Below are 26,455 nucleotides of genomic sequence, written 5' to 3' on the forward strand. Positions count from 1 at the left end.
TTGATAGAACAAATGCATAAACGTCTTCCCCCTCCTTCGGCGGGTAAACGTTTAAGCTTGCCTACCGTATGCAGGGGAAGATAAGAGATGGGTCAAATAAAAGGGAAATAAATTGTTTTTGAATGTGATGTATTTATCCATTTCCCTCGGTTTTAACCGAGGGCTAATTGGCAATAAATTATCTATTAGGAAATAATTTATATTGATGTATTTATCCATTTCCCTCGGTTTTAACCGAGGGAAAACGGGCAATATCTTGATAATTCATAAAAAAAAATGCCCCGCATTGTATGCAGGGCAATATTATAAATGAATAAATTATTACAGATGAATTACCTCTCCATACGCAGCGGCAGTTGCTTCCATCACTGCTTCACTCATTGTTGGATGCGGATGAATTGCTTTTAATATTTCATGTCCTGTAGTTTCTAATTTACGGGCAACAACTACTTCAGCAATTATTTCAGTAACATTTGCACCAATCATATGTGCCCCTAAAAACTCACCGTACTTTGCATCAAATATTACTTTAATAAAACCTTCGGGTGCGCCGGCAGCTTTTGCTTTTCCGCTTGCACTAAATGGAAATTTTCCCACTTTAATTTCATGACCAGCTTCTTTTGCTTTTGCTTCAGTAAATCCTACACTTGCAATTTCCGGTGAACAATAAGTGCAACCCGGAATATTATTATAATCAATTGCTTCCGGTTTTTTTCCTGCTATTGCTTCCACACAAGTAATACCTTCGGCACTTGCCACATGCGCTAATGCAGGGCCGGGAGTTACATCACCAATTGCATAATATCCTTCCACATTTGTGCGATACATTGCATCAACCGTAATTTTTCCTTTTTCAGTTTTAATTCCTGTTTCTTCCAATCCTATATTTTCAATATTTGCTACCACACCTGTTGCAGATAACACAATATCACATTCAATTATTTCTTCACCCAATTTTGTTTTCACTTTCACTTTACAACCCTTACCTGAAGTATCTACGGATTCCACACTGGAAGAAGTCATTACTGTCATTCCTTGTTTTTTAAAATTGCGCAACAGTTCTTTTGAAACTTCCTCATCTTCCACAGGAACCAAGCGATCCATAAATTCTACTATCGTAACTTTTGTACCGATAGAATCATAGAAATATGCCAACTCAACTCCGATTACACCGTCTCCAACTATTACAATTGTTTTTGGTTGTTCCGGCAATACCATTGCTTCACGATAACCAATTATTTTTTTACCATCTTGTTTCATTGTAGGTAATTCTTTTGATCGTGCACCTGTGGCAATGATGATATGTTTTGCTGATACAGATTGTTTGCTATTATCAGCTTTGGTTACTTCAATTTGATTTCCCTTTTTCACTTTAGCCATTCCTTCAATCACATCAATTTTATTTTTCTTCATCAGAAAACTTACACCTTTGTTCATGCCACTTGCCACTTCACGGCTACGGGAAATAATGCCTTTAAAATCTGGTTTTGCATCACTGATTTGAATACCATAATCAGCAGCATGTTGCATGTATTGAAAAACCTGCGCACTTTTTAAAAGCGCTTTCGTTGGGATACAACCCCAGTTTAAACATACTCCACCTAATTCTGCTTTTTCTACAATTGCCGTTTTTAAACCCAACTGTGTAGCACGGATAGCAGTAACATATCCGCCCGGTCCGCTGCCAATAACTATTACATCATAATTCATAATCTATATAATATTTTGAGTTGCAAAGATAACCAATGATGTATAAAATGTTGTGATAGAATTTAATGAGTATTATCAGATTAGTTGATTAGCAGATGTGATGATTAGCCGATGAGTGCAAATGAGATGATTAGCCAAATAGCAAATGGAAAAAAATGCTTAGCACTCTTTACAGTTAAATTAATTCAAGGCTATCTCCTAAAATTATCCAATGACTATAATTTAATTAATAAGTATTTCTACACACATCAAAATTTTACTACTCACTTACAATTACTCAATTTCTTTTTCCTTAGATTTGATAAATGCAATTAGTAGTAAAATTCACAGCATTAATATTTTTATACTTCGCTACGCAGTTTGCAAATGCACAGCAATCCACTTATCAAATACTGGATGTAAATAATTTTCATTTGGGTTTATTTCAACAAGGCAGATTGGCACTAAGCGGCAACAATAACATTTATGCAGAAGCTCCGGCAGGTGGAGGAGTGGGGCCATTATCAGCCGGAATGTTATGGCTAACCGGACGAAATCAATATGGAGAATTATTGGGATATATGAGTACGTATTATAATTACGGAGCACCTGGAGTTGGCCCGACTGCCGACAGTATTTTTACTGTGGATCAGTTAAACATTTATTACGATAAGTATTATGGTGTTTGGAAGATTACTGCTGATGAAATTGAATATCATCGTCAGCATTGGTTTGAGAATAAATACGTAATGCCTCAATCAATTTCCGAATGGCCTGCTAATGGTGATGCGGATTTAAAAACTGCGGAACAACTTGCACCCTTTGCAGATAGCAATGGAAATAAATTATATGAACCGCAACTCGGAGAGTATCCTGTTATAAGAGGCGATAAATGTTTGTTTACAATGTTAAACGATTACAATCTTTTGCCCGGTGATATTCCTGGTGTAACTTCTAAATCCGAAACAGAAATACATGTTATGTTGTATGCTTATAATGAAGCACCGAATTCACTTATAGGAAATACAATTTTCTTGAATTATAAAATTATAAACCGTTCTGATTATAATGATTTGACGGAATTATATATCGGACAGTTTATAGATTTTGACCTTGGTTATTATAGTGATGATTATAATGGATGCGATAGTGCACTGAATTTATTTTATGTGTATAATGGAGATTTATTTGATGGCTTCGATACACTTAATTATGTAAATCAACTTCCGGCTTTTGGAGTTATTTCATTAAGCCATCCGCTGTTGTCATTTATGCCTGCATTTCAGGATTTTACAACCATTTCAGAGCCCGAAAATATTGAACAGGCATTCGATTATTTGCAAGCGATATATAAAGACGGTACACATTTAACCTACGGAGGCAATGGATATGGAGGCGAAACAATTACGAATTTTTATATGAACAGCCGACCAGATGATCCACTTGGTTGGAACGATACAAATGAAGGTAATCCACCAACGGATAAGAGAGGTGTGGGAGGTTTAGGTCCTTTTCAATTAATGCGTGGTGATACACTTTGTATTGAAATGGCAATGATTTTTGCAAATGATCTTAATTATATAGATAATACAACTTCAGTTAATCTCTTGTATTCATTTGCTGCGCAACTGCAAGCTATTTATGCATTTAATAATACGCAACCTTGTATTAATTCTATAAATGATACAACAATAAAAAGTTTGTATGCGCCGGATATGAATTCATTTTTATTATTTCCAAATCCTGCAACAGAATATGTGAATGTATTTGCCGGATCAATGCATGATGAAACTCTGGAAGTAGAATTATTTAATATGGCCAGACAAAAAGTATTCGCCGGCAGTTATGAAATTGCAGAGCCGAATTCAACTTTCACAATTCCATTATCCAATTTACAAAGCGGAATATATGAAGTTGTATTTTATTACGATGGTTATCCAAATACTGAACTGTTGATGGTGAAATGAAAGGAGAATGTGCAAATGTGAAAATTTGAAAATGTGCAGATGAGATGATTCGCCGATTAGATGATTAGCAGATTAGCAAATGGAAAATATACTTTGTGGTCTTTGCGTATTTTTCTTTGCGTTCTTTGCGGTTAATTTTTTCTCCAAGGGTGGCGGTCAATCATTTTTCAATGTTTAATTTCAAATTCATTTTCCTTTCACCAGAATAAACTTAACTTACTTTCCGATTCCACTATGCAAAAAGCAAAATATTATATCACCACATTTTTACTTGCAATTGCTTTTACTATTAATGCACAAGTACCCACCGGACCGGAGATAGCATGGCAGAGGTGTTATGGAACAAGTGGTTACGACTTTTTTACAGATGCGATTACTACAAGTGATGGAGGCTTTGCTGCTTATGTCGTTTATGGAGCAGCAGATGGTGATTATCTGGATACATTACAAGCGTATGGAAGATTAATGAAGTTTGATTCCGCCATGAATATAGTCTGGCAAAAAAGTGTAGCAAATCTTGCTTTTGAACAAATTCTCGAAGTAAGTGATGGTTATGTATTATGCGGAGCTACATTAGCAGATACAGGCATTGCATCGGGTAATCATGGACATGCTGATATACTACTTGTGAAAACAGATTTAAATGGAAATTTTCTTTGGAGCAAATGTTATGGGAGCAGTGGAGTAGAGACTTTTACTTCCTTTCTTGAATTAACCAATGGTGATTATCTAATTACAGGTGCCAGCTATTCTTCCGGAGGTGATATTCCATATAATCATGGAAGTGGGTTTACCACTGATGCTATTATTATAAAAACAAATAATTCGGGTGATATATACTGGGTTAAAGTAATAGGAGGAAGTGATTATGAATTTCCAATTGGTAATTCTTTAATATTAAATGATAGCGTTACTCAAATACAAATTTATGGTGCCTCTTATGACTTTGATTTTATGGATTGCGAAACGGAGGATTTGAAAAAAGAATGATAATTAATATTGATACTTCAGGGAATATACTTAAGCAAAATTGTATATCTGCAGAAGATGATTTGTTAGATTTTGGTGGAACTGTAATACATTATAAAAATAAAACTTTGGTGGGAAGTGTAGGAAATGCAAGTTCTGAATTGTACCCAGCACCATCAGGACATTTACTAAGAGAAGGGGTGATTGCTTTATTAGATACCAATCTAATTTTAAATTCTATGTACCAATATGGTGGCAGTAAAAATGATATTGCTTATAAAATTATTAATGATTCAGAAGATAATTTTTACTTGTTTGGAGTCAGTAATTCTAATGATTATGATCTACCTGAAAATTACAATGCAGGCGAAGAAGATGATTATTGGTTGTTTGCTATTGATTCTAACTTTAATTTGCTATGGAGTAAAAATTTTGGAGGATCAAACCCTAATGGAGAATATACTTATAAGGTAACACCATCACCTGGAATAATTCTTTATGCAAATAACTTTTTGTATTTCTTCGGTCAATGCCAAGTACCTGATGTTTTACCCGATTACGATATCGCTTGCGGACATATAAATCCTGATCTTGATGATGACACAGATGCTTGGTTAGTAGCATTTGATCTTTCAACTGTTAGAATTGATACCCCTATTATAAAAAATAATTTTTCTGTTTATCCCAACCCGGCAGAAAATACAATTTATGTTTTAAGTAATATGCTTGATTTCAACGCATTTACATTCGCAATATATAATACGCTTGGTCAAATACTTTTAGAAACTTCACTCATAAATAATGAAGAAAACATAATTAATATTCAAACACTACCATCCGGTTTATATGTGGCTGCTTTTTTAAAAGATGGAGTAATAATTCAAAGTGAAAAAATTATCTTACAATAAAATTTTGCATTAATTTTTTTTCGGTATGAATGTTAGAATAGGGGACTGCAAATATTTTTAAGATGAATATTCTTTTTGTTCATTATTTCTGTGTGTTCATGATTCATGAACATTTATTGATACTGAAGAAAAAGATACTAATACCAATTTCAAATAAATTTTTTAATCATTAACATTATTTCTAATTGCATTAGCTACCGCACTCTTCCATGCACTATAATATTGTTCTGTTTGCATTATATTCATCTGAGGTGAAAAAGTATATTGTTGCTTAGAAAAATTTTGCCATGAGGATGGCGAATAAGAGTTTGTGCTGATACTTGCAAGCATAGCCGCACCCAAAGCAGTACTTTCAGAATATTGATTGCGTATTACTGGTGTTTGTAAAATATCACTTTGAAATTGCATCAACCAATTATTTACTGATGCACCACCATCCACTTTTAATTCTTGTAATGTAATTCCAGCATCTTGTTGCATTGCATCAAATACATCCCGCACCTGGTAAGCAATACTTTCTAATGCAGCCCGTACCAAATGTGCTTTGCCGGTGCCTCTTGTTAATCCTGTAATAGTACCTCGTACATCTTGATTCCAATGTGGCGCACCTAATCCGGTGAAAGCAGGAATAAAATATACGCCACCATTATCTTGTAATTGCGCAGCTATGTTTTCTGTTTCTTCTGCGGTATTAATTATCTGCAACGAATCCCGCAACCATTGAATAACTGCACCTGCAATAAACACACTGCCTTCTAATGCATAAGTTGTTTTATTATTAATTCTCCATGCAATTGTTGTAAGCATGTTATGTTTTGAATGCACTGCCGTTTCACCTGTATTCATCAACATAAAACATCCGGTGCCATACGTGTTTTTACTGCTGCCAATTTCAAAACATTGCTGACCAAATAATGCCGCTTGCTGATCGCCCGCTACACCTGTTATCGGAATTTTACTGTTATAAATTATTGCATCACCAAATGTATCCGACGAATTTTTTATTTGTGGTAACATCGCAATTGGTATATTGAATATTTGCAACAACTCTTCATCCCATTCGCAGGTATGAATATTCATCAACATAGTTCTGCTTGCATTGCTTGCATCTGTTGCATGCACTTTCCCTTCGGTAAATTTCCAGATTAACCAAGTGTCAATTGTGCCGCATAACAATTCATTATTAATTGCACTTTGTTTTGCTCCGGAAACATTGTTGAGTATCCAATTTATTTTTGATGCACTGAAATATGCATCTATTTTCAACCCGGTTTTTTCTGTAATAATATTTTCTTTACCATTTTTTTTTAATGCTTCGCAATAATCACTTGTGCGTCTGTCTTGCCAAACAATTGCATTATATATTGGAAGGCCTGTTTGTTTATTCCACACCACAATTGTTTCCCTTTGATTTGCAATTCCGATACAAGCAATTTCAGAAATCGGTATTTTATAATTTTCAATTGCATCCCAAATAGTATTGTATTGCGAATTATAAATTTCCATTGCATCATGTTCCACCCAACCGGGTTTTGGAAATAGTTGTGTGAATTCCTGTTGTGCTTTTGCTACTTCCTGAAATATTTCATTGTAAATAATAGTACGGGAGGAAGTGGTTCCCGAATCTATTGCTAAAATGTAAGGCATATTGCAATCATTTTAATTTCACTTGTAACACAACAGGTTGATGATCGGAGAAATCAAATCCTTGATCAATTGTTTTTACGCTGAGCATTTCTATGTTTGGCGATAATAAATAACCATCAATAATAATTTTAAAAGTTTGTGCATCCAATGGTGTTTCTAAATGTCTGTTTGTTGGTGTAGTGGGATCATATGCCCAAGTCCAACCCTCCGGCATAAAATCATTTTCAATAGCAGGAGGAATAAATTCACCTTCCGCCATTTTACCAAAAGTTTGCGGATCGAAACCGGGAGGACATTGATTAAAATCACCACCAACAATTACATAATTTCCTTTATTATATTCTTCAATAATAATGTCTTTCAGAAAATCCATTTCCTGTTTTTTTACAACACCACTTTCATCATAAGCAGAGTTATGTGTGTTGATTACAACCAATTCTTTTCCTCCACGCAATGCATATCTGTTTAACAACATACAGCGATCAAGAAAAAAGATTCTGGTAGGCCATGGAAATTTTCCGGGATACTGAAATCGTATTGATTCAATAGGAAGATAATCACTAAAAGTAGCAACACCGCTTAATACTTTTCCCAATGGATTTGTAAAAGGCAAAGGAACATGATTCACATTATAATTCATTGCGAAAGATGCCGTAACATGATTTAAAGAATTAAAAATAGAATCATATTGATTAATAAAATAACTTCTTTTAGAACTCTGATCAATTTCCTGAATAAGATAAAATTGAATAGAATCATTATTTAAAATAGTAGATAGAATTCCTGCAAAATCTTTATCCCAAATATCCCGAAGTGAGCGCACGGTTTTCCCACCATCATAAAAGAAATCATTTTCTTTTCCCAATCCACCATAACCGATATTCCAATTCAATAAATTAAAAATAGTATCCGTATTTCCGATTGCAGAGCCATGTCCGGAGATGTCAACAATTTCTTCTTCTCCCGGTGCCGGACGATAATCTGTGATGGTGCCGTAAAGAATTAATCCACCAAAAAATATTATAGCTCCAATGAGTAATAAGAGCACTATTCGAACAAGTAGTTTCATAAGTTTCATTTCTACTGCTTACATTTATTGTGAAATTAAGTTTTTCAAATTAAAACAAGATTAGTGAAATGATTCAACACACATACGAATGGCCGCATTCAAAACAATATTCTATTTATGCAAAATTATCGGAACACAGCGATGATCCTTATGGCACAATTGGAATTATTCATGGTCAGTCGGATCATAGTGGTCGCTATAATCATGTTGCTGATTTTTTAAGTGCACATCATTATGCTGTGATGAATATTGATTTGCCCGGGCATGGAAAATCAGGAGGTAGGCGTGGACATATTGATACCTTTCAGGATTACATTGAAGCGGCGGATATGTTGGTAGAAGCATTACAAAATCGCCATCCCGGAAAGCCGGTGTATTTATATGGTCATAGCATGGGAGGAAATATAGTTTTAAATTATTTGTTGTCTGGTAAATATCAAATCAATGGTTGTATTGTAACATCGCCTTGGATACGACTTGCATTTGAACCACCGAAATGGAAAAGAACAATTGGAAAAATATTGCGCAATGTTTTTCCAACGTTACAACAACCTACCGGATTAGCTGCTGAATTACTTACACATGATAACGCAGTAAATACAGCTTATAAAAAAGACCCATTAGTACATGGTAAAATTTCGTCTTCTGCATTTTTTGAGATTATGGAACATGGTGAAAAAATTATAAACAATGCACAACAATTTTCGCAACCTATTTTTCTTGCACATGGTGATGCGGATAAAATAACAGATCATACTGCAAGCCAGGAGTTAGCAGCATTACGGCCGGATATAATTACCTATAACGAGTATGAAGGACTGTATCATGAATTACATAATGAACCAGAGAAACAGCAATTGTTTAATGATATTATACATTGGTTAAACCAACAGACGCAGCATGAATAAAAATTCTTTAGGAACAAAATTTTCGCAGATGCTCATCCTCTTCTATGCAATCATGTTAGGACATACCATGTTTGCTTTAGTGATTGTATTAATCTTGAAAGGGGAAATGGCAACATTGGATTCTTCTAATAATATGTTGTTATATGTTTCAGCTTTTATTTCAACTTCTGCTGTTGCTGCCGGCTACATATTGTATAAATCCAGAATAAATCGTATTCAAGAAAATGATGCAACGGATAAAAAATTAGATATGTGGCGCACTGCATTTTTAATTAAAATGATGTTAATTGATGTTGCATGTTTTCTGAATTTAACTTTTCTTATGCTCACCAATAATCGTATATTTTTATATCTCTATATATTGATGGCTATTATAATGTTGATGAATAAACCATCGCAATATAAAACAATAGAAGAATTGCAAATAGGAGATGAGCAGATATAAAAAAAGGGATTCAATCAATTGAATCCCTTTTAATAAAATTTTTTTTTCTACTTACCATCTTACAACAACACCGCCATTATATCGGGTTGATTTTCCCACATTCTCTCCATCTAAAACTACTGCACCACCCACATAAATTCCGAGCATATCAAATATATTATAAGCCAAGGTAATACCTGCTTTGCTATAGCTTACACCCAACGCTTTAAAATCTGAAGGGTTAGGTAAATCCTCGCCACCATGAATGCTTTGAATCGCATAAAATACATCACCATAAAATTTTGAGTTGAAATAACCCGCTTTAAAATTAAATTGAGAACCACTTGGTGCAGGATCAAAACGCACTAAACCCGCTCCTTGTGCTTCCGCAAAAAGACCGTTATTAAAAGTAGCCATAACAATTGCACGCAAATCAACCGCTGTTGCATGTTGACCAATACCATAAAAGTCAACTACGTAATTCGAAAGCGGAGTACTAAATCCAAGTGCAGGTGAAACACTTAAATTCAAGTTACCTATTTGGGCATTAATTACTTTATATTTCGCATATAATCCTAAATCCTGAATTCCTTTTCTATTCACTTCCTCATCATTAAAATTCATTGTGTTTATCATTATGTAAGGAACAGAAACTGCTACTGCAAATTTATCAGTGATGCCGTAAGTACCATAGATGCCAATTGTATTTGTGTTATAATCGTCCGCCCAATTGGCTTCGGATCCATCGCCGAGAAAGAATTCATCGTAAGATTCAAAAGAACCGGAAACAGCGATTGCTCCATTATTTTTGCCGGGATAAAAACCATCAATAGGGGCTTGTGCATTTGCAATCACTCCCGAAAAAATAATTGAAAGAATTAATGTGAATTTTGTAATTCGATTTTGCATATTTACTTTTTTAGATTTTAGAAATTCAAAAATAGGATTTAAAATAGACTAAGAACAACCATATATCATATTAGTTCGGCCAAAATGTTAATTCAAATAGATATACAATCAGGAATTCAGATTCTAAATAGCCGTACTAATAATCGGGAACAGCAAGTGTTGGAGAATGATGATATATGTTTGATTATTTATGGTAGTTTGTTTGATAGCACAAAAGTACATTGGATAGATGTAAATGAACTTCAAAACTATAAAGATTTAAAAAGTGCTTTGCAAAATTTTTTTGAAGGTGCGGCTTCAATAATTATTTGCAATAAAAAAGAGAATAGCATTCAAGTATATACGGATCCATATAGATTGTTTTGCTTATATATTTTCAGGTCGTTGAAAAAAATACTTATTTCTGATTCTATTGTTCAATTGAAAAATAATATAAGTGTAACTATTAATGAAACTTCAATCCTGGAATTAGCATGTATAAATAATACGATAGGCAACAAAACTATATTTAAAGAAATCAGCACTTTGCCGGAAGGGAAAATTTATTCTTTTAGTAAAAATGAAAATGCAATTGAAGAAGATGTAGAATCATATTGGGATTACCCGAAAAGACAAGGGCAAGATATTTCAGTAAATGAAATTGCAGAAGTTTTTAATAGTCATGTAAAAAAAGGATTACAACTTTCTGATTCTATTTCACTGGCATTAACTGCCGGGTTGGATAGCCGGGCAACACTTGCTGCTGCATTAACCGGAAAAGAAAAATTGAAATTATATACACATGGTTTTGCAAAGAGCAATGATGTGAAAGTAGCCTCAGGTATTGCAAAGCATTTTGGTATCACACATAATTTCTACGATTTAAATAGTGCTGATTTTATTCAATCTATTCCTGAATTAGCGAATGTAGTTAATGATGGATATGAAGGTTCTTTAAATGGATTATCTCATGCGCATGCCGTGCTGTCTTATACCAAACAACAACAGCAGGCTGAAGTATTTTTTTCTTCCTTTGGCGGCGAATTATTGAGGACTTATTATTTGCCTCAGGGCTTACCTTCTGAAATTTCTATAGATGAGATGGCCGATGGTATTCGAAAAATATCACAAGTGAAAGTTTGGATTCCGGTATTTAATAAAAATGAAAAATTAGTGCAGGAAGAATTGAATCAATCTATTTATAATGAGTTACAATTAGCTCCAGATAAATCTTCGTATGTGGCGTTGGCTGATTTTTATTATCACCGTCGAAACTTTAATAGCGTTACAACCAGATTTGCAGCTAAGTATTTTAAAATATTTAATCCTTATTTCTCCAGAGAGATTTATAAAATGTTGCCAGATGTTCCGGCGCATTTAAAAATCAATGGTGATATTCAAAAACAAATTGTGAAAGATGGAGATATATATTTAAGTAAAGTGCTTTTGAATAATCAATATGCAGCAGGTAATTCTGTGTATTCTAAACTGCTGGTAAAAGCAGCAAGGGCAGAACATATTTCGAAGGTGCTTATCAATAAAATTACTAACCGGCAATTGCATACTTTATATTTCACCGATTATGATACATGGATAAAAAATTATCATAGTGAGTGGTTTTTAAATGCATTTGAAATGAATAACAAAACAAATGCATTTAATAATATGGAGTTAGTAAGTTTTACAAAACAATATTTAGAAGGGCACCAGCCATTTGCCTACTACAGATTTCTCACAAATATATTTTCAATTTTAAGTTACGTTAACAATATTAAACTTGAAAAATAAGATAGAATTGATAGCGATAGAAAAACTTTTAAAACTTCATTACAACGAGTTGCATAATTTTGCCGCATGAAATTATTTGAAGCTGCCGGAAATTCTTTAAATCAGGTGAGTGCATTGTTGGTTAACCTCAGTAATCAGGAGTATAGTAGACCATTATCCATTTTGCATAATGCATCCATTGGAAAACATGTAAGGCATATTATTAATTTTTACCAATGTGTTATTAATCCACAAGATAATAATGTGGTATGTTATGACGCTCGGGAAAGAGATTTACAATTAGAAGAAAATACTGTGTATGCAAGAATTATTATTGATGCATTAGTTTCTGATTTAAAAAACTTAAATACGGAAACACATATAAAAGTGAGTCAAAATTTTTCCACCAATGGAATTAATGAAGCGCAAATTATTGAAAGCACTATAGGTCGTGAGGTGATGTATGCCTTTGATCATGCAGTGCATCATATGGCAATAATAAAAATTGGATTGATTGAAAATTTCCCTGATAAAACAATTGATGTTAATTTAGGAATTGCACCTTCTACAGTGCGTAATAATAATTAATCACGCACTCTATTTAATCCCATTGCTTTTAAAATCCATTTCGGTAAAGCGGCACCAGGTTCCCGTTTTTTCAAATGAATATACCAACCGAATTTTTTAAGTATCGGCACTTTATGTGTTTCTACAAATTCGATTAAAGCGCCATCCGGATCTTCGATATAAGTAAAATGTCCTGCTGCTTCACCCATATTAAATGCGCCGCTATCAACAGTAAATGGAAAACCATTTGCAGCAAAACGTTTTCCTAATTCGTGCATGCCTATCACATCAAAACATAAATGAATAAAACCCATATCTCCCCAAAAACGATTTTCAAATATTTTTCTTGGTGTGCGTCCATCTATTTGAACTAACTCAATTGTATTGTTGCCGAGCAGTGGAGCAAAAGGTCCACTTCTGGGTTTGCTATGTGCAAGTAACACTCTGCGAGAAATTGTGTTACCGCCAGGTAAAACTGCAGTATCTGTAAAATTATTTTTGCTGTCGTAAATAACTTTATCGAAGCCGAGTAAATCACGATAAAGCATAAGTGATTGTTCCATATTGCTCACACAAATCATTGCACCATACACGCCACCGGTACTTAATTTTGTTTTACCAAACCAATCATCTGCTTCTATTACTTCAAAAATATTTCCGTACAAATCTTTTAAGAAAAAATGTTTTTGGCCGGCAGGATTTTCTGAAATCTCGCCGAGAATTTCAGCACCTGCATTTTTAATATGTGCAAAGGATGCATTGATATCTCTGCTTTTTATTTTACATGCATAAATTCCGAGATCACCATATTGAATTTCAAAATCTGCACTCACCGGTTTGCGACTTGTATATTGCCATATTTCCATACCGCCTCCACCATTCATATTTACTGCAAGCACTGCATGTCGTTTATGCGGCATGCCGCCGGTATAACGCAACATGAGATTTGCTTTGGCGGCTTCATCAAAAATTTTAGTATCCATACCAAACACTTTGCGATACCATTTCCATGCTTCATGCACATAAGGATTACCTATTCCCATTTGTTGGATACTGCTAATTATTGGCTCCATCTTTTACTTGATTTATTATAAAAAATTGTAATAAAAATTAATCTTTATTGGGATCTACTTTAGCGGCTAATCTGTAAAACATAAAAGGACAAAATTTGCGCAGATAATATGCAATCCATTCTACTTGCGCAATCATCAATTCTTTGTTATCTCTTTCAATTGCGGTTACAATTTTATTAGCAACCACATTCGCAGATAAACCTTTCTGTTGTGCGGGATCGGAAATTCCATGTTTGCTTCCATCTTCCTTAATTGCATTGATAGAAATATCTGTATTTACTCTTGCCGGACTAATAATTAAAACTTTGATATTCTTATCAAAAAGCTCTGCACGCAATGATTCATAAAATCCCTGTAATGCAAATTTTGAAGCGGCATAAGCGGTGCGTTCTTTCCATCCGAATTTACCCGAAAAACTGCTCATCACTGCAATCATTCCATCACCCTGAAGTAGCATGTGAGGTAATAATGCTTTGGTTAATGCTACACTGCTGAAATAATTAATATCCATTATTCGACGATCAATTTCCATCGGTGTTTCTATAGCTTTCGATCTTTGGCTGATACCACCATTATTGATAAGCAAATCAATTCGACCATAAATTGCCAATGCTTTTTCTGCAATTTGTGGTAGTATATGTACACCTGCAAGATCAAAGGATAATACGTGTGCATCGGCACCTAATTCCCGACATTTATCGCAAACTCTTTGTAACTCAACTACTCGTCGGGCAGATAAAATTAAACGCACATTTTTCTTTGCCAATGCATATGCTAATGCTTCTCCAATTCCACCGGATGCACCCGTTAACCAAACTACTTTTCCATTCAAATTTTTCACTACCGTCGGCCGCCTCCACCGCCACCTCTATTTCCACCGCCTCCACCGCCTTTATATCCACCGCCACCGGCAGAACCACCACGGTTAGTACTTGGGGTTTTTGTTGAATTATTATAATTCTGATATCCTCGGTTTCTATCAGAAGCAGATTGATTTAAAGAGCCCTTGTTTTGATTATAAGAATTTTTTGTATTGGAGCTCTTATTTGGATCTACCCATTTATTGGAACTTGGATCCTTTGTTTGCCACTGATTATTTCCATTATTCTTATAGACATTTCCCTGCTTATCAGAATATACATTGTTTTTTGGTAAATTTTTATTTGATGTTTTGTTTGTGGTATTAGCGCCACCTTTTTTAGTTGATTGATTATTGTTATTGTTTGAAATGGTTCCTTTGTTAGATGCACTCTTATCAGGTGTTTTTACACCCTTGTCATGATTTTTATACAAGTTGTTTGATGAGCGATTTATATCTTTAGTCTGAGGTTGATTATAGTCCCTGCTGCCACCTCCATTGTTATTTGACGAACCACCTTTGTTTGGTCCATAGTAACCATTATTATAATGTGAATAATGGTTGGGATAATGATGTGGTGGTCCATAAAAGCCGCCATGATGATGATGATGGTGATAATGCGGGTAATAATAATTAAAGCTGAATCCAAAGCCAAACGACCAACCGGCATAAGGATTATAAGTCATGTTAAATCCATAAGTCATTGGACTCGGATAATAATAACTGCCATACCAGGGTTGATAATAATATCCGGTTCCGTAAACTACAGTACCTCCATAAATATAACTTCCTGTATATCCGGGAGTATATCCCACATAAACAACTTCGGGAGTGGATTCATATATATACACATATTTCACATTATATACCGGGCTGCTTGGCGGAATATCATCTACTTCTTTCGGTCTTTCATCGGAAACAATCCAGGGACCTTCCGGTGATTTTGATTCGAACCAAACACCATCATCCACTACATAATATATTTTATCGCTTTTAATTACCGTTGATGATGTATTTATAGCATATTCCATGTCAGTGCCTTCAACATCTTCAAAATCAGGAGCACCATCATACTCCACCGAAGTAGTAGTTGTTTTTCTGTCAACCACTGCAGTTTGAGGAATTTGTGCATCCATAATTGCTTCTTCTGCTGCCTTTGTTCCGGGAACACTTGCAAGCACTATATCTTTTTCTGAGCCTTCCGGAATCTTCTTAAAATCTTCAGGTAAATTTTCAGCTTTTAAACTTTCCCAAGAACCTTTCAGTGTTGGTGATGTAAACCAACGTCCGGCTAAAAGCAAATAATGCTTCTGGGTTTTGATATCCATGAAAATTTGGTTATCTGTATTTTCAACGTAAAGTAATTCGGTTCCGGCAATATTTTGATAGCTTGCTTCTCCAGTTGTTTGAATTAATTCCGTAGGTTTTGTTGCAATAATGATTTGCGGTATGGTAGATTGTTTAGAAACATTAACACTGTCTTCACCAATCATATCATCAGCTGTTTTTTTAATATTTTTTGGTGGACTGCTAATATTTTCCCAACCATTCAAACCATCAGCAGAGCTGAACCATAAATCTCCACCGCTGAGATAATATTTTTTGTCATCGGGATTCAATAGCATAAGGTAAGGTGTATTTACTGCCCGCTTTATTTCAGTTCCTTCCAGTTTTTGGTAAATGGGTTCTCCTTCAAAGGTTACCAATACAGAAGGGGTATCAGTATATATCACTATTGGGGGATCCATTTTAATATCATTCGCCAACATTTTCTGATTTTCTTCCACATTCAATGTAGCTAACAATTGATCTAAGGAAATATCTAAAGTCCAGGTTTTGGAATCCTCGAGAATAATTTGCCTGATTGCATCTAATACTTTTTCGTCGGGATTATCAGGGAATTTTAAATTTGGAATAGCCAACGAAGTAATAGTTACAATTCTATTTTCTCTATCAGTTTCTACAACGGCATCAAACCAAATAGCTCCAAATACTGGATCCTTTACACCTGTTGGAGTAACAGCCACGGCTGCTCTTCCCGTAAGTTTGTTTCCTTCAAAGCTTTCAGGTTGAGGTTGATAAATTACAACTTTGCCATCATCAACATTAATAGTTTTTGGCCAAATGGCTGCATTTTGACTAAACATTGCTTGTGAAGCAATGATTAAAATTAGTGTGCTATAAAATTTCATATTTGTGTTTTGACGCATGTTGCAAAGTTACAAATGAAAGGTGGATGGTTTTTTAGGGATGTAATAATTGAATTAGAAATTTCTCAAACTTATTGTAACTTTTTGTACAGGATAATCGCTTTACAGTTAAATATCGTTAAATGCAGTTAATAAGAAATATTTTTCTAGTATTTTCACAATGGAATTTTAAAACAACCTTGAAAATTAATTCCTCATATCTATTATCTATTGTACTTACTGCTGCAATTTCATTCAGCACGGTTTATCTTTTAGGGTGCAATACAATAGAAGCTCAAAACGACGATTCTAAACAACAACAAAATAGCAGTTCCATTAATCAGGACGAGCTTTCCTTAAAATTTCCTTTAGATAAATCTCTGGATGCAGTGAATAAAAATATCACCATTGTATTTACTGTGGATGATTTAAAGCGTATTCATATTGTGCAAATTAGTGGTGGATATAATTTACTCACCGAATATATTCGTAAATCTCTGGAAGGAAAAGTTCTAGAATCTGATAATGCAGTTCCGGGTATCAATTATGTAATGACTGTGAAATTTCCTTCCACCGTTTAACAATCTTAACTCTTACATTTTTAATGTCTGATTTCTGTTTCTTTATATTTGAGCTTATTCAATTAGTTATCAGATATGGTCAATAATAAATTTATTACTACTTTATTTTTACTTGTAATCATTTTTTCAGGAGTTGCCCGTGCTCAAAATATTGATTGGGATGCCGCCCGTATTTTACATGAACTGGAAAAATTAAATACAACAGGCAATGTGTTGTATATGGCAGCACATCCTGATGATGAAAACACAAAATTGATCACCTATTTTGCAAATGAAAAAAAATCACGCACTGCATATTTATCATTAACCCGAGGTGATGGCGGACAAAATCTTGTTGGTGTCGAGCTGGGTGCATATCTCGGTTTATTGCGCACGGAGGAATTAATGGAAGCAAGAAAAACGGATGGCGGTGAACAATTTTTTACAACAGCAGTAGATTTTGGTTATTCAAAAACTGCGAAAGAAACTTTTTCTATTTGGGATCACGATAGGTTATTGGAAGAAGCAGTTTGGGTAATCCGAAATTTCCAACCTGATATTATTATAACACGATTTCCTCCGGATGAAAGAGCAGGGCATGGACAGCATACGGTAAGTGCAATTATTGCGCAAGAGGCTTTTGATGCAGCAGCGGATCCAACTATGTTTCCCGAACAACTTGCGTATGTAACGCCTTGGAAAACACAACGCATTTTTTGGAATACAAGCATTTGGTGGGATACTTCACTTGCAGAAAAATTAAAAGATGCAAAGGATGTAGGCATTATTGATATGGGTTTATACAATCCATTGCTTGGTGCATCGTATGGAGAAATTGCAGCAAATAGCAGAACACATCATAAAAGCCAGGGCTTTGGTAGTACACCGGTTCGAGGTTCACTCATAGAATATCTCACACTTACAAAAGGGCCATCTTTTGATACCGATATTTTTGAAGGTATAAATACAACATGGGAACGCTTTCGTATGGGTGCCGATATTGGAAGTATGATTGATTCAATAATTAATAATTATAACATCGTAAATCCTGCCGCTTCATTACCAAAATTATTACAATTATATAAAGTGATAAATGCACTTCCAAAACAAAACATTACTACTTATAAAAAGCAACAATTGCAAAATATTATTTTGGCTTGTGCAGGCATATGGTTGGAGCCGGTTGCAACACAGGATATGGCTGCAATAGGAGAAAATTTAACAATAGTAAATAATTCAATAGTGCGCATGCCGGCAAATGTTGTTTTAAAAAATATAGAAGTAAATGATTCTGTAATTGCGATAAACAGAACTCTGGAATTAAACAATAATTATTTGGATACAATGCAAATTATTATTCCTACACATGCAAGTTCAACACCGTATTGGATGGAGTTACCTTATAATGGTTTTTTTGAAGTGAAAGATAAAACGATGATAGGAAAACCTGAAAGTGATCCTGCTGTAATTGTAAAATATCATTTGCAATTTATGCAAGATGTAGAAATGGATATTATAAGAGGTGTTGTATTTAAGGAAACAGATGCAGTGAAAGGGGAAATAATAAAGCCATTGGCAATAGTTCCTGAACTCACAGTGAATCTTGCGGAAGATGTGTTCGTTTTTGGTGACAATAAGCCGAAAAAAATTATAGTTACTGCAAAAGCATTCAGAGATATTAAACAAGGAAATGTGCGCTTGCAAATAGCAGATGGTTGGAAGATTACAAACGATAATAAAAATATTATTTTACAAAAAGGAGAATCACTGCAATTAGAATTTGAAATTACTCCACCCGCATTTGCTTCTTCAACAACATTACAAATATTTTCCTCTACAGAATATGCACCCGAACAAGTTGCAGAAAAAATTACGGTGATAGATCATGATCATATTCAACGACAGGTAGTAGTTGAAAATGCAATTGTAAAAATGGTGAAAGTGTATACAGAAATTCCTGCTTTGAAAATAGGATACATTGAAGGTGCAGGAGATAAAGTATTTGAATCATTACAACAATTAGGTGCAGATATCACCTTATTAAATCCGCAAAATATTTCCGTAAATGAATTAATGCAATATGATGTAATTGTTGCCGGCATTCGTGCATACAATACTTCAAAAGATTTAGCAGACGCACGCAATACCTTCAAAGAATATATGCAACAAGGTGGAATTTATATTGTGCAATATAACACCCATCGTGATTTGTATTCGGATGACTATGCACCTTATCCGTTTAAAATTGGTAGAGGCAGAGTAACAGATGAGAATTCGGAGGTTACATTTTTATTACCTGCACATACGATATTAAATACACCGAATAAAATAACCGCAACCGATTTTGAAAGTTGGATACAAGAACGAGGGTTATATTTCGCCACAGATTTGGATGCGGCGTATGTTACTCCACTTGCATTTACAGATCCGGATGAAAATGCGCAAAATGGCTCATTAATTATTGCCGATTATGGTAAAGGCGCATTTATTTATACAGGTATTTCTTTTTTTAGAGAGTTGCCTGCAGGCGTTCCCGGAGCATATCGTTTGTTTATAAATTTACTCGCCTACAAACCTGCAACACCTTAATATGGTAACGAAAAAAAATGATCAGAAAAATGATGCACCTATATTCGGCACTTGGAATAAATGGTATATTTTATTGATTGTTTTTCTTTTGATTCAAATTATTCTCTTTACATATCTGACAATATTTTATAGATGAGTGCTGTAGATTGGTTAGTGATGTTGGGCACTTTAATTTCTATTGCTGCTTACGGTATTTATCATACTCGAGGCAATAAAAATCTTGAAGGATTTATTAAGGCTGATAATACAGAACGATGGTGGGGAATCGGCTTATCTGTAATGGCAACTCAGGCAAGTGCAATCACTTTTTTATCTACACCCGGTCAAGCATATTCCGATGGTATGGGGTTTATTCAATTTTATTTCGGGCTACCTATTGCAATGATACTTGTTGCAGTATTTTTTATTCCGATGTATTATAAATTGAAAGTATTTACTGCGTATGAATTTCTCGAAAAAAGATTTGATGTAAAAACTCGCACATTAACTGCAGGTTTATTTTTATTGCAAAGAAGTGTTGCGGCAGGAATTACCATTTATGCACCTTCAATTATTGTATCGCAATTAATTGGCTGGAGTTTAAATTTTACAGTGATTTTTATAGGCACTTTTGTAACTGGATATGTTTTATCCGGTGGTACAAAAGCCGTTGCAATTACACACAAACAACAGATGGCTGTAATCTTTACAGGAATGTTTGTCGCCTTCGGATTTCTGGTGTATTATATTACCCGGCAAATGAGTTTTAATGATGGATTGCATGTAGCAGGAACACTCGGCAAAATGAATATTGTAGATTATAAATTTGATCTGAATAATCGCTATACAATTTGGAGTGGAATTCTGGGTGGATTGTTTTTACAACTCAGTTATTTTGGAACAGATCAAAGTCAGGTCGGTAGATATATTTCCGGTAAGTCAGTTGCACATAGTCGTCTGGGATTAATATTTAATGGACTGATGAAAATACCAATGCAGTTTTTTATTTTAATTACAGGTGTATTGGTATTTGTTTTTTATCAAATGTATCAGCCACCTGTGTATTTCAACACGCAGGAAATTGAGAATATAAAAACTTCAAAATACAGTGCAGAATTTTTTGATTTGAATGATAAAATGGAATCTGCTTTTTCTAATAAATCAATTGCATTAGATAATTATGTTTCCGCATTGCATGCAGAAGAAGATGTTCAGATTGAAAGTGAAAAAAGTACATTGATTACTACTCAAACACATTATGATAGTTTGCGTAGCGAATTGCAATTGTTGGTTACTAAAAATAATCCGAAAGCAGAAGATGATAATGATTATATTTTCATGCGCTTTGTAATGGACTTCCTCCCGATAGGATTAGTAGGTTTATTATTTGCCGTAATTTTTTCTGCGGGGATGAGTTCTTCTGCATCAGAAATAAATGCGTTAGCTGCTACTTTCACTATTGATATTTATAAAAGACTATTAATTAAAAATGCTTCACCTGAAAAATATTTAACTGCATCAAGAATACTCACCTTATTATTTGGATTATTGGCGATTGGATTTGCGCTTATCGTATCTCAATTTGAAAATCTGATTGAAGCTGTAAATATTATTGGCAGTTTATTCTACGGTACCATATTGGGGATATTTTTAACAGCACTATTATTGAAATCAGTTTCGGGCAATGCGGTATTCATTGCAGCCCTAATTACACAATTCATTATTTTCTATATTGATTTCAATGATCGGTTCAATTGGGGGCTTCCGTCTCTGCATTTGAGTTATTTATGGTATAATGTTCTGGGTAGTCTGTTAGTTATGCTCTTAAGTTTAATAATTCAACAAGTGTTTACCCGAAGATTGTTTACAAACCATTAACAAACCTTTAAATATTATTTACAAATGTTGATCATTTGTAGGATAGTTTCGCATTTACAGTTTCAGCGAATCCATGTATATCAGACGTTTTGCTCCATTGATACTTCTTTTAAGTGTATTTACATTTAATGCATTCTCTCAATCATTTTCATTATCCGGCGAGTTCCGTCCTCGTATAGAGTATCGTGATGGTTTCAAAACATTACCTGCTTTGGATGCTGAACCCGCTTTCTTAGTAAATGAAAGAACACGTTTGATAGTAGATTATAAAAGCAAGCGAGTGAATTTCAGATTTACACCGCAGCACACCGGCCTATTTGGACAGAATAGTTATATCAACTCAGCAGAAAATAATTTCTCAATTTATGAAGCGTATGCCGATTTGAATCTTTGCAGTAAGGAATTAGATTCTTCAAAAGGTCCGGATCTTTTAAAATTTAGAATCGGACGACAAGCATTGAATTATGATGGAGGCAGAATATTAAGTAATCTGGATTGGCCACCTCAGGGAATCCGACATGATGCTGCGGTGCTTTTTTTGGAAGAAAAAGGATGGGAGGTTATTTTGGGTGCAGCTTTCAATCAACAATCAGATGAATTGACCGGCACGGCATTTTATGGTAATTATTATAAATCGTTACAATTTGCAAGGCTTCATCATAAATTTAAAAATCTTGATTTTGCTGTTTTATTTCTGAAAGATGATTTTCAAAATGTACTCACAGATTCCGCTGGTATTATATCAACCAATGGAGTTAATAGTAGAATAACAACAGGGACAAGATTAAAATATACTGTATCACCCGGGGTAAATATTCATGGGGAATTTTATCAGCAATTAGGAGAAGATTTAGCTTACAATTCTTTAAATGCACAATTGTATAGTATAGAAGTGGAATTTAAACTCGCCAATAAAAAATTAGTAATTACACCGGGGGTGGATATGTTGAGTGGTAATGATGGTGTAGCAGGAGAAGATCAAACACCGGAAAATACAAATCGTTTTTTTACTCCAAGCTATGGTATCAATCATAAATTTTATGGACATGCAGATTATTTTTATTGCGGTAATGGATTTGGTGATGCCGGCTTAAAAGATATTTATATTCGAACTTCTTATGCATTTACAAGTAAGTTTAATACATGGGTTCACCTGCATGCCTATCAATCATTTACTGAAATTGCTGACTTAACAAATCCCACACAATCTGTTTCACCATATCTGGGAACTGAGATTGACTGGTTGTTAAATTATACGTTTGACGATCAGGTAACTGTACAATTTGGAACATGTTTTATGTTTGGATCAGAAACACTTAAGCAGGTGAAACAACTCATACCAGAGGAAACACGCAGTGTAGGAAATTTTACATATCTCCAATTCAAGTTTACACCGAAATTTTTTGAATCAAAAGTTGCCGGATAATTCAAACCGTATTATTTGTGTGTTGAATGATTGTGAATAAAAAGAATTCATCTTTTTATTAATTAGTATTTACTGGATTGTATTGCGTTGCTATTCTTAATTTTGATTTATGCAACAATATCATGCGTTACTTAAAAAAATTTTAGAAGAAGGTGTTTCCAAAAGCGACCGGACAGGAACAGGTACCTTAAGCATATTTGGTTATCAGATGCGCTTCGATTTATCAGAAGGGTTTCCATTACTCACCACAAAAAAATTACATGTACGTTCTATTATTCATGAATTGCTTTGGTTTATTAGCGGTGATACGAATATTAAATATTTAAAAGAAAATGGAGTTTCTATTTGGGATGATTGGGCAGATAAAAGTGGAAACTTGGGTCCGGTGTATGGTCATCAATGGAGATCATGGCCGGGAGCAGATGGAAAAAAAATAGATCAGATTCAACAACTTATTCATCAGATAAAACATAATCCGGATTCACGCAGATTAATTGTGAGTGCATGGAATCCTGCGGATATTGAACATATGGCATTACCTCCCTGTCATTGCTTATTTCAATTTTATGTAGCGGATGGAAAGTTAAGTTGCCAGTTATATCAGCGCAGTGCAGATACATTTTTGGGAGTGCCATTTAATATTGCATCTTATGCATTATTCACAATGATGATTGCTCAGGTGTGTGATTTAGAACCGGGTGAATTCATTCATACTTTTGGTGATGCACATTTATATAGTGATCATATTGAACAAGCAAAATTGCAAATGACAAGAGAGCCGAGAGCGTTACCCAAAATGCAAATTAATCCGGAAGTAAAAGATTTGTTTGCATTTAAATTTGAAGATTTTTCTTTGCTGGATTACGATCCACATCCACATATTAAAGCAAAAGTAAGTGTATGATATTTTCAATAATAGTAGCAGCAGATTCAAATGGAGTTATTGGTTTCAATGGCGAAATGCCCTGGAAAAAACTCACTGCCGATTTGCAATTTTTTAAAAATACCACAATGCATCATTGGTGTATTCTCGGCCGCAAAACATACAATGCTTTAGGTAATAAAGTGTTGCCCGAAAGAAAATTTATTATTGTTACCAGAGATAATTCATTTAAAGCATCGGATAGTTTAATCGTACATTCTATCGAAACTGCAATGCATTTGGATGTAATTAAAAATGAAGAAGAGGTTTTTATTTTGGGCGGGGGAGAAATTTACAAACAAGCTCTGCCAATGGTGAATAGAATTTATCTCACCCGCATTCATGATACATTTGAAGGGGATACTTATTTTTTAATTCCCGATCCGGAAAATTGGGAAATGATATCTCGTTCTGATTATTCAAAGGATGAAAAAAATCCTTATAATTATTCCTTTTTAGTATTTGACAGGAAATGATTTTCTTATACAAGGTTAACATCCACCACACTTAATTTTATCAATAATAAATGCATAAAGAATAACTCCGGTTAGTTAATCCTTAATTCAGCCTTCTAACGAAGATTAATATGGCGAGAGGAATTGAGGAATGCGTTCGCCTTTTATTTTTTAAATTCTGCCGAAGAATACTTTTTGCCTTTATTTAAGATTGATTAAGTATTTTTTGTATTTGATTAACAAATTCAATTGTGAAATTTAATTTCTGTTTGATTTTGGAATTACAAAAGGTCTTTCCTTTGTATTTCAAAATAAAACGATATGAAAATTACTACTAGACAACAATTTTTTACTGCCTTTTTCGCCATAATATTATTAATGGCAAGTTGTAAAAAAGAATCATCTGTCCTAGATCCGGACGGAGATTTTGTTCAAAACAGCACATCAGATTATGATGCAAGAGTTGCTCAAACTTATATGGATGAGTTTTTGAGAATGGTAAAAGAAACACCAGGTTGGTCGCCACCGGTAGCTGCCCGTGGTTTTGGCTATGTTGGACTTGCATTATATGAAGCCACTCGTCCAGGTATAGATGGTAGTCATTCTATGGCAGGTCAATTAAATGAACTAGGTTCATTACCTCAAGTTGAAGCAAATGAAAAATATCATTGGGCATTATGTGCAAGTGAAGCGATGTTTAATATGATTTTAGATTTAACGCCTACTTGCTCAGCTGATAATCTTGCTTTGTTAACTGGAATCTACAATGATTTTGATGCAGAATTTTCTAATATTCCTGCTGATGTATATGATAGATCAGTTGCATTTGGACAAGCAATTGCAGATGCAATTTTCGAATATTCTAAAACAGATGGCGGTCATGAATGTTACGCATCTAATTTCCCTTCAGATTATATAGCACCGGTAGGTGACGGTATGTGGGTTCCAACGCCTCCGGGATTTACAGGTGCATTACAACCATACTGGGGAACAGTTCGCCCTTTCTTGGCTGTTAATCTTACAGAAGCTGTCGCTGTTCCTCCTTATGCATATTCTACTGTGCCTACTTCTACTATGTATCGTGCTGCAATGGAAGTATATGATTATGTAGAAAACAGCACTCCTGAACAAACTGCGATTGCATTATTCTGGGCTGATGATCCGGGTAATACAGTAACGCCTCCTGGTCATGCTATCTCAATTGCAAAACAAGTTATAGATAAAGAAAATAGCAATTTAGCAGTGGCTGCAATTACTTATGCAAAGCTTGGTTTATCAATTAACGATGCCTTCATTGTTTGTTGGAACAATAAATTTATCTTTAATCTAATCAGACCTATTTCTTATATCAACCAAGTAATTGACCCTGCATTTAGTACGATTGTAGGTACACCTCCATTTCCTGAATATACCTCAGGTCACTCAGTAAATATGGGCGCATTCTCTTATATAATGGAAACTACATTTGGTTATGATTATGCATTCACTGATGATACGCATGCAGGTGTGCATCCGGCAAGAAGTTTCAGCAGTTTTGATGATGCTGCAGGTGAAGCAGCAATATCAAGAGTATATGGTGGAATACATTATACGCAAGCTTGTACTCAGGGAATTAAAATGGGACACATTGTTGCAAAGAATATCGATGCTCTAAAGTGGGATTAATTATTTTTTGATTTATAATTTTTAATGAATAGGCCGGATTTACCGGCCTATTTTTAT

21 protein-coding genes are annotated in these 26,455 nt (G+C 34.5%); 14 read left to right on the forward strand and 7 right to left on the reverse strand.

Annotation, left to right across the window (positions count from 1 at the left end):
- Positions 1-321: 321 nt before the first annotated feature.
- Entirely contained in the window at positions 322-1,710 is a 1,389-nt protein-coding gene (gene lpdA, locus IPN31_07560; protein ID MBK8681744.1) for a dihydrolipoyl dehydrogenase, read from the reverse strand.
- A gap of 305 nt (positions 1,711-2,015) precedes the next feature.
- On the opposite strand from lpdA, the gene IPN31_07565 reads away from it, so the two are divergent.
- From IPN31_07565 to IPN31_07575, 3 genes are all read left to right on the forward strand, one after another.
- Positions 2,016-3,656, forward strand: a complete 1,641-nt coding sequence (locus IPN31_07565) for a T9SS type A sorting domain-containing protein (protein MBK8681745.1) — start codon at positions 2,016-2,018, stop codon at positions 3,654-3,656.
- A gap of 234 nt (positions 3,657-3,890) precedes the next feature.
- On the forward strand, positions 3,891-4,646 hold the full coding sequence (locus IPN31_07570) for a hypothetical protein (GenBank protein ID MBK8681746.1): 756 nt from the start codon (positions 3,891-3,893) through the stop codon (positions 4,644-4,646).
- Entirely contained in the window at positions 4,643-5,533 is an 891-nt protein-coding gene (locus IPN31_07575) for a T9SS type A sorting domain-containing protein (GenBank protein MBK8681747.1), read from the forward strand. The genes IPN31_07570 and IPN31_07575 overlap by 4 nt, the downstream gene beginning before the upstream one ends.
- Positions 5,534-5,695: 162 nt before the next feature.
- On the opposite strand, the gene glpK is transcribed toward IPN31_07575, so the two are convergent.
- Both glpK and IPN31_07585 read right to left on the reverse strand, forming a co-directional pair.
- Complete coding sequence (gene glpK / locus IPN31_07580) at positions 5,696-7,180, reverse strand: glycerol kinase GlpK (protein MBK8681748.1); 1,485 nt, start codon at positions 7,178-7,180, stop codon at positions 5,696-5,698.
- Between the two features lie 7 nt (positions 7,181-7,187).
- The gene (locus IPN31_07585) at positions 7,188-8,249 is read right to left on the reverse strand and encodes an endonuclease/exonuclease/phosphatase family protein (GenBank protein MBK8681749.1); all 1,062 of its coding nucleotides are present in this window, start codon (positions 8,247-8,249) and stop codon (positions 7,188-7,190) included.
- Between the two features lie 68 nt (positions 8,250-8,317).
- Between IPN31_07585 and IPN31_07590 the strand changes: the two genes are divergently transcribed.
- Positions 8,318-9,157 carry an alpha/beta hydrolase gene (locus IPN31_07590; protein ID MBK8681750.1) on the forward strand — a complete coding sequence of 280 codons (840 nt, stop codon included), beginning with the start codon at positions 8,318-8,320 and terminating at the stop codon, positions 9,155-9,157.
- 28 nt (positions 9,158-9,185) lie between these two features.
- Positions 9,186-9,602 (forward strand): hypothetical protein, encoded by a 417-nt coding sequence (locus IPN31_07595; protein ID MBK8681751.1) that lies wholly within the window; start codon positions 9,186-9,188, stop codon positions 9,600-9,602.
- Positions 9,603-9,653: 51 nt separating this feature from the next.
- Here IPN31_07595 and IPN31_07600 read toward each other — a convergent pair whose 3' ends face one another.
- Positions 9,654-10,490 (reverse strand): hypothetical protein, encoded by an 837-nt coding sequence (locus tag IPN31_07600; protein ID MBK8681752.1) that lies wholly within the window; start codon positions 10,488-10,490, stop codon positions 9,654-9,656.
- Positions 10,491-10,574: 84 nt separating this feature from the next.
- Here IPN31_07600 and IPN31_07605 point away from each other — a divergent pair, with 84 nt between their 5' ends.
- Together IPN31_07605 and IPN31_07610 are read left to right on the forward strand one after the other, a co-directional pair.
- Complete coding sequence (locus IPN31_07605; protein MBK8681753.1) at positions 10,575-12,257, forward strand: hypothetical protein; 1,683 nt, start codon at positions 10,575-10,577, stop codon at positions 12,255-12,257.
- 66 nt (positions 12,258-12,323) lie between these two features.
- A complete protein-coding gene (locus tag IPN31_07610) occupies positions 12,324-12,824 on the forward strand; it encodes a hypothetical protein (protein ID MBK8681754.1) in 501 nt (166 codons plus the stop codon).
- On the opposite strand, the gene IPN31_07615 is transcribed toward IPN31_07610, so the two are convergent.
- Genes IPN31_07615 through IPN31_07625 form a run of 3 tightly spaced genes read right to left on the reverse strand, consistent with a single transcriptional unit; the run spans position 12,821 to position 16,945 of the window.
- Positions 12,821-13,876 (reverse strand): VOC family protein, encoded by a 1,056-nt coding sequence (locus IPN31_07615; protein MBK8681755.1) that lies wholly within the window; start codon positions 13,874-13,876, stop codon positions 12,821-12,823. The two genes, IPN31_07610 and IPN31_07615, sit on opposite strands and share 4 nt — an antisense overlap.
- A 37-nt stretch (positions 13,877-13,913) precedes the next feature.
- The gene (locus tag IPN31_07620) at positions 13,914-14,708 is read right to left on the reverse strand and encodes an SDR family oxidoreductase (protein ID MBK8681756.1); all 795 of its coding nucleotides are present in this window, start codon (positions 14,706-14,708) and stop codon (positions 13,914-13,916) included.
- An 8-nt stretch (positions 14,709-14,716) separates the two neighbouring features.
- Positions 14,717-16,945 (reverse strand): hypothetical protein, encoded by a 2,229-nt coding sequence (locus IPN31_07625; protein ID MBK8681757.1) that lies wholly within the window; start codon positions 16,943-16,945, stop codon positions 14,717-14,719.
- Positions 16,946-17,067: 122 nt separating this feature from the next.
- On the opposite strand from IPN31_07625, the gene IPN31_07630 reads away from it, so the two are divergent.
- The 7 genes from IPN31_07630 to IPN31_07660 all read left to right on the forward strand — a co-directional run bounded on the left by IPN31_07630 (position 17,068) and on the right by IPN31_07660 (position 26,398).
- A complete protein-coding gene (locus IPN31_07630) occupies positions 17,068-17,505 on the forward strand; it encodes a hypothetical protein (GenBank protein MBK8681758.1) in 438 nt (145 codons plus the stop codon).
- Between the two features lie 75 nt (positions 17,506-17,580).
- The gene (locus tag IPN31_07635; GenBank protein ID MBK8681759.1) at positions 17,581-20,073 is read left to right on the forward strand and encodes a PIG-L family deacetylase; all 2,493 of its coding nucleotides are present in this window, start codon (positions 17,581-17,583) and stop codon (positions 20,071-20,073) included.
- Between the two features lie 132 nt (positions 20,074-20,205).
- Positions 20,206-21,930, forward strand: coding sequence for a sodium:solute symporter (locus IPN31_07640; protein MBK8681760.1), 1,725 nt, complete (start codon positions 20,206-20,208; stop codon positions 21,928-21,930).
- 97 nt (positions 21,931-22,027) lie between these two features.
- On the forward strand, positions 22,028-23,356 hold the full coding sequence (locus IPN31_07645) for an alginate export family protein (protein MBK8681761.1): 1,329 nt from the start codon (positions 22,028-22,030) through the stop codon (positions 23,354-23,356).
- 109 nt (positions 23,357-23,465) lie between these two features.
- Positions 23,466-24,260 (forward strand): thymidylate synthase, encoded by a 795-nt coding sequence (locus IPN31_07650; protein MBK8681762.1) that lies wholly within the window; start codon positions 23,466-23,468, stop codon positions 24,258-24,260.
- Positions 24,257-24,754 (forward strand): dihydrofolate reductase, encoded by a 498-nt coding sequence (locus IPN31_07655; GenBank protein MBK8681763.1) that lies wholly within the window; start codon positions 24,257-24,259, stop codon positions 24,752-24,754. Before IPN31_07650 ends, IPN31_07655 begins: the two co-directional genes overlap by 4 nt.
- Positions 24,755-25,054: 300 nt before the next feature.
- Positions 25,055-26,398, forward strand: coding sequence for a vanadium-dependent haloperoxidase (locus tag IPN31_07660; protein MBK8681764.1), 1,344 nt, complete (start codon positions 25,055-25,057; stop codon positions 26,396-26,398).
- Positions 26,399-26,455: the final 57 nt, after the last annotated feature.

Source organism: Bacteroidota bacterium (assembly GCA_016715425.1).
Classification (GTDB): Bacteria; Bacteroidota; Bacteroidia; order Chitinophagales; family BACL12; genus JADKAC01.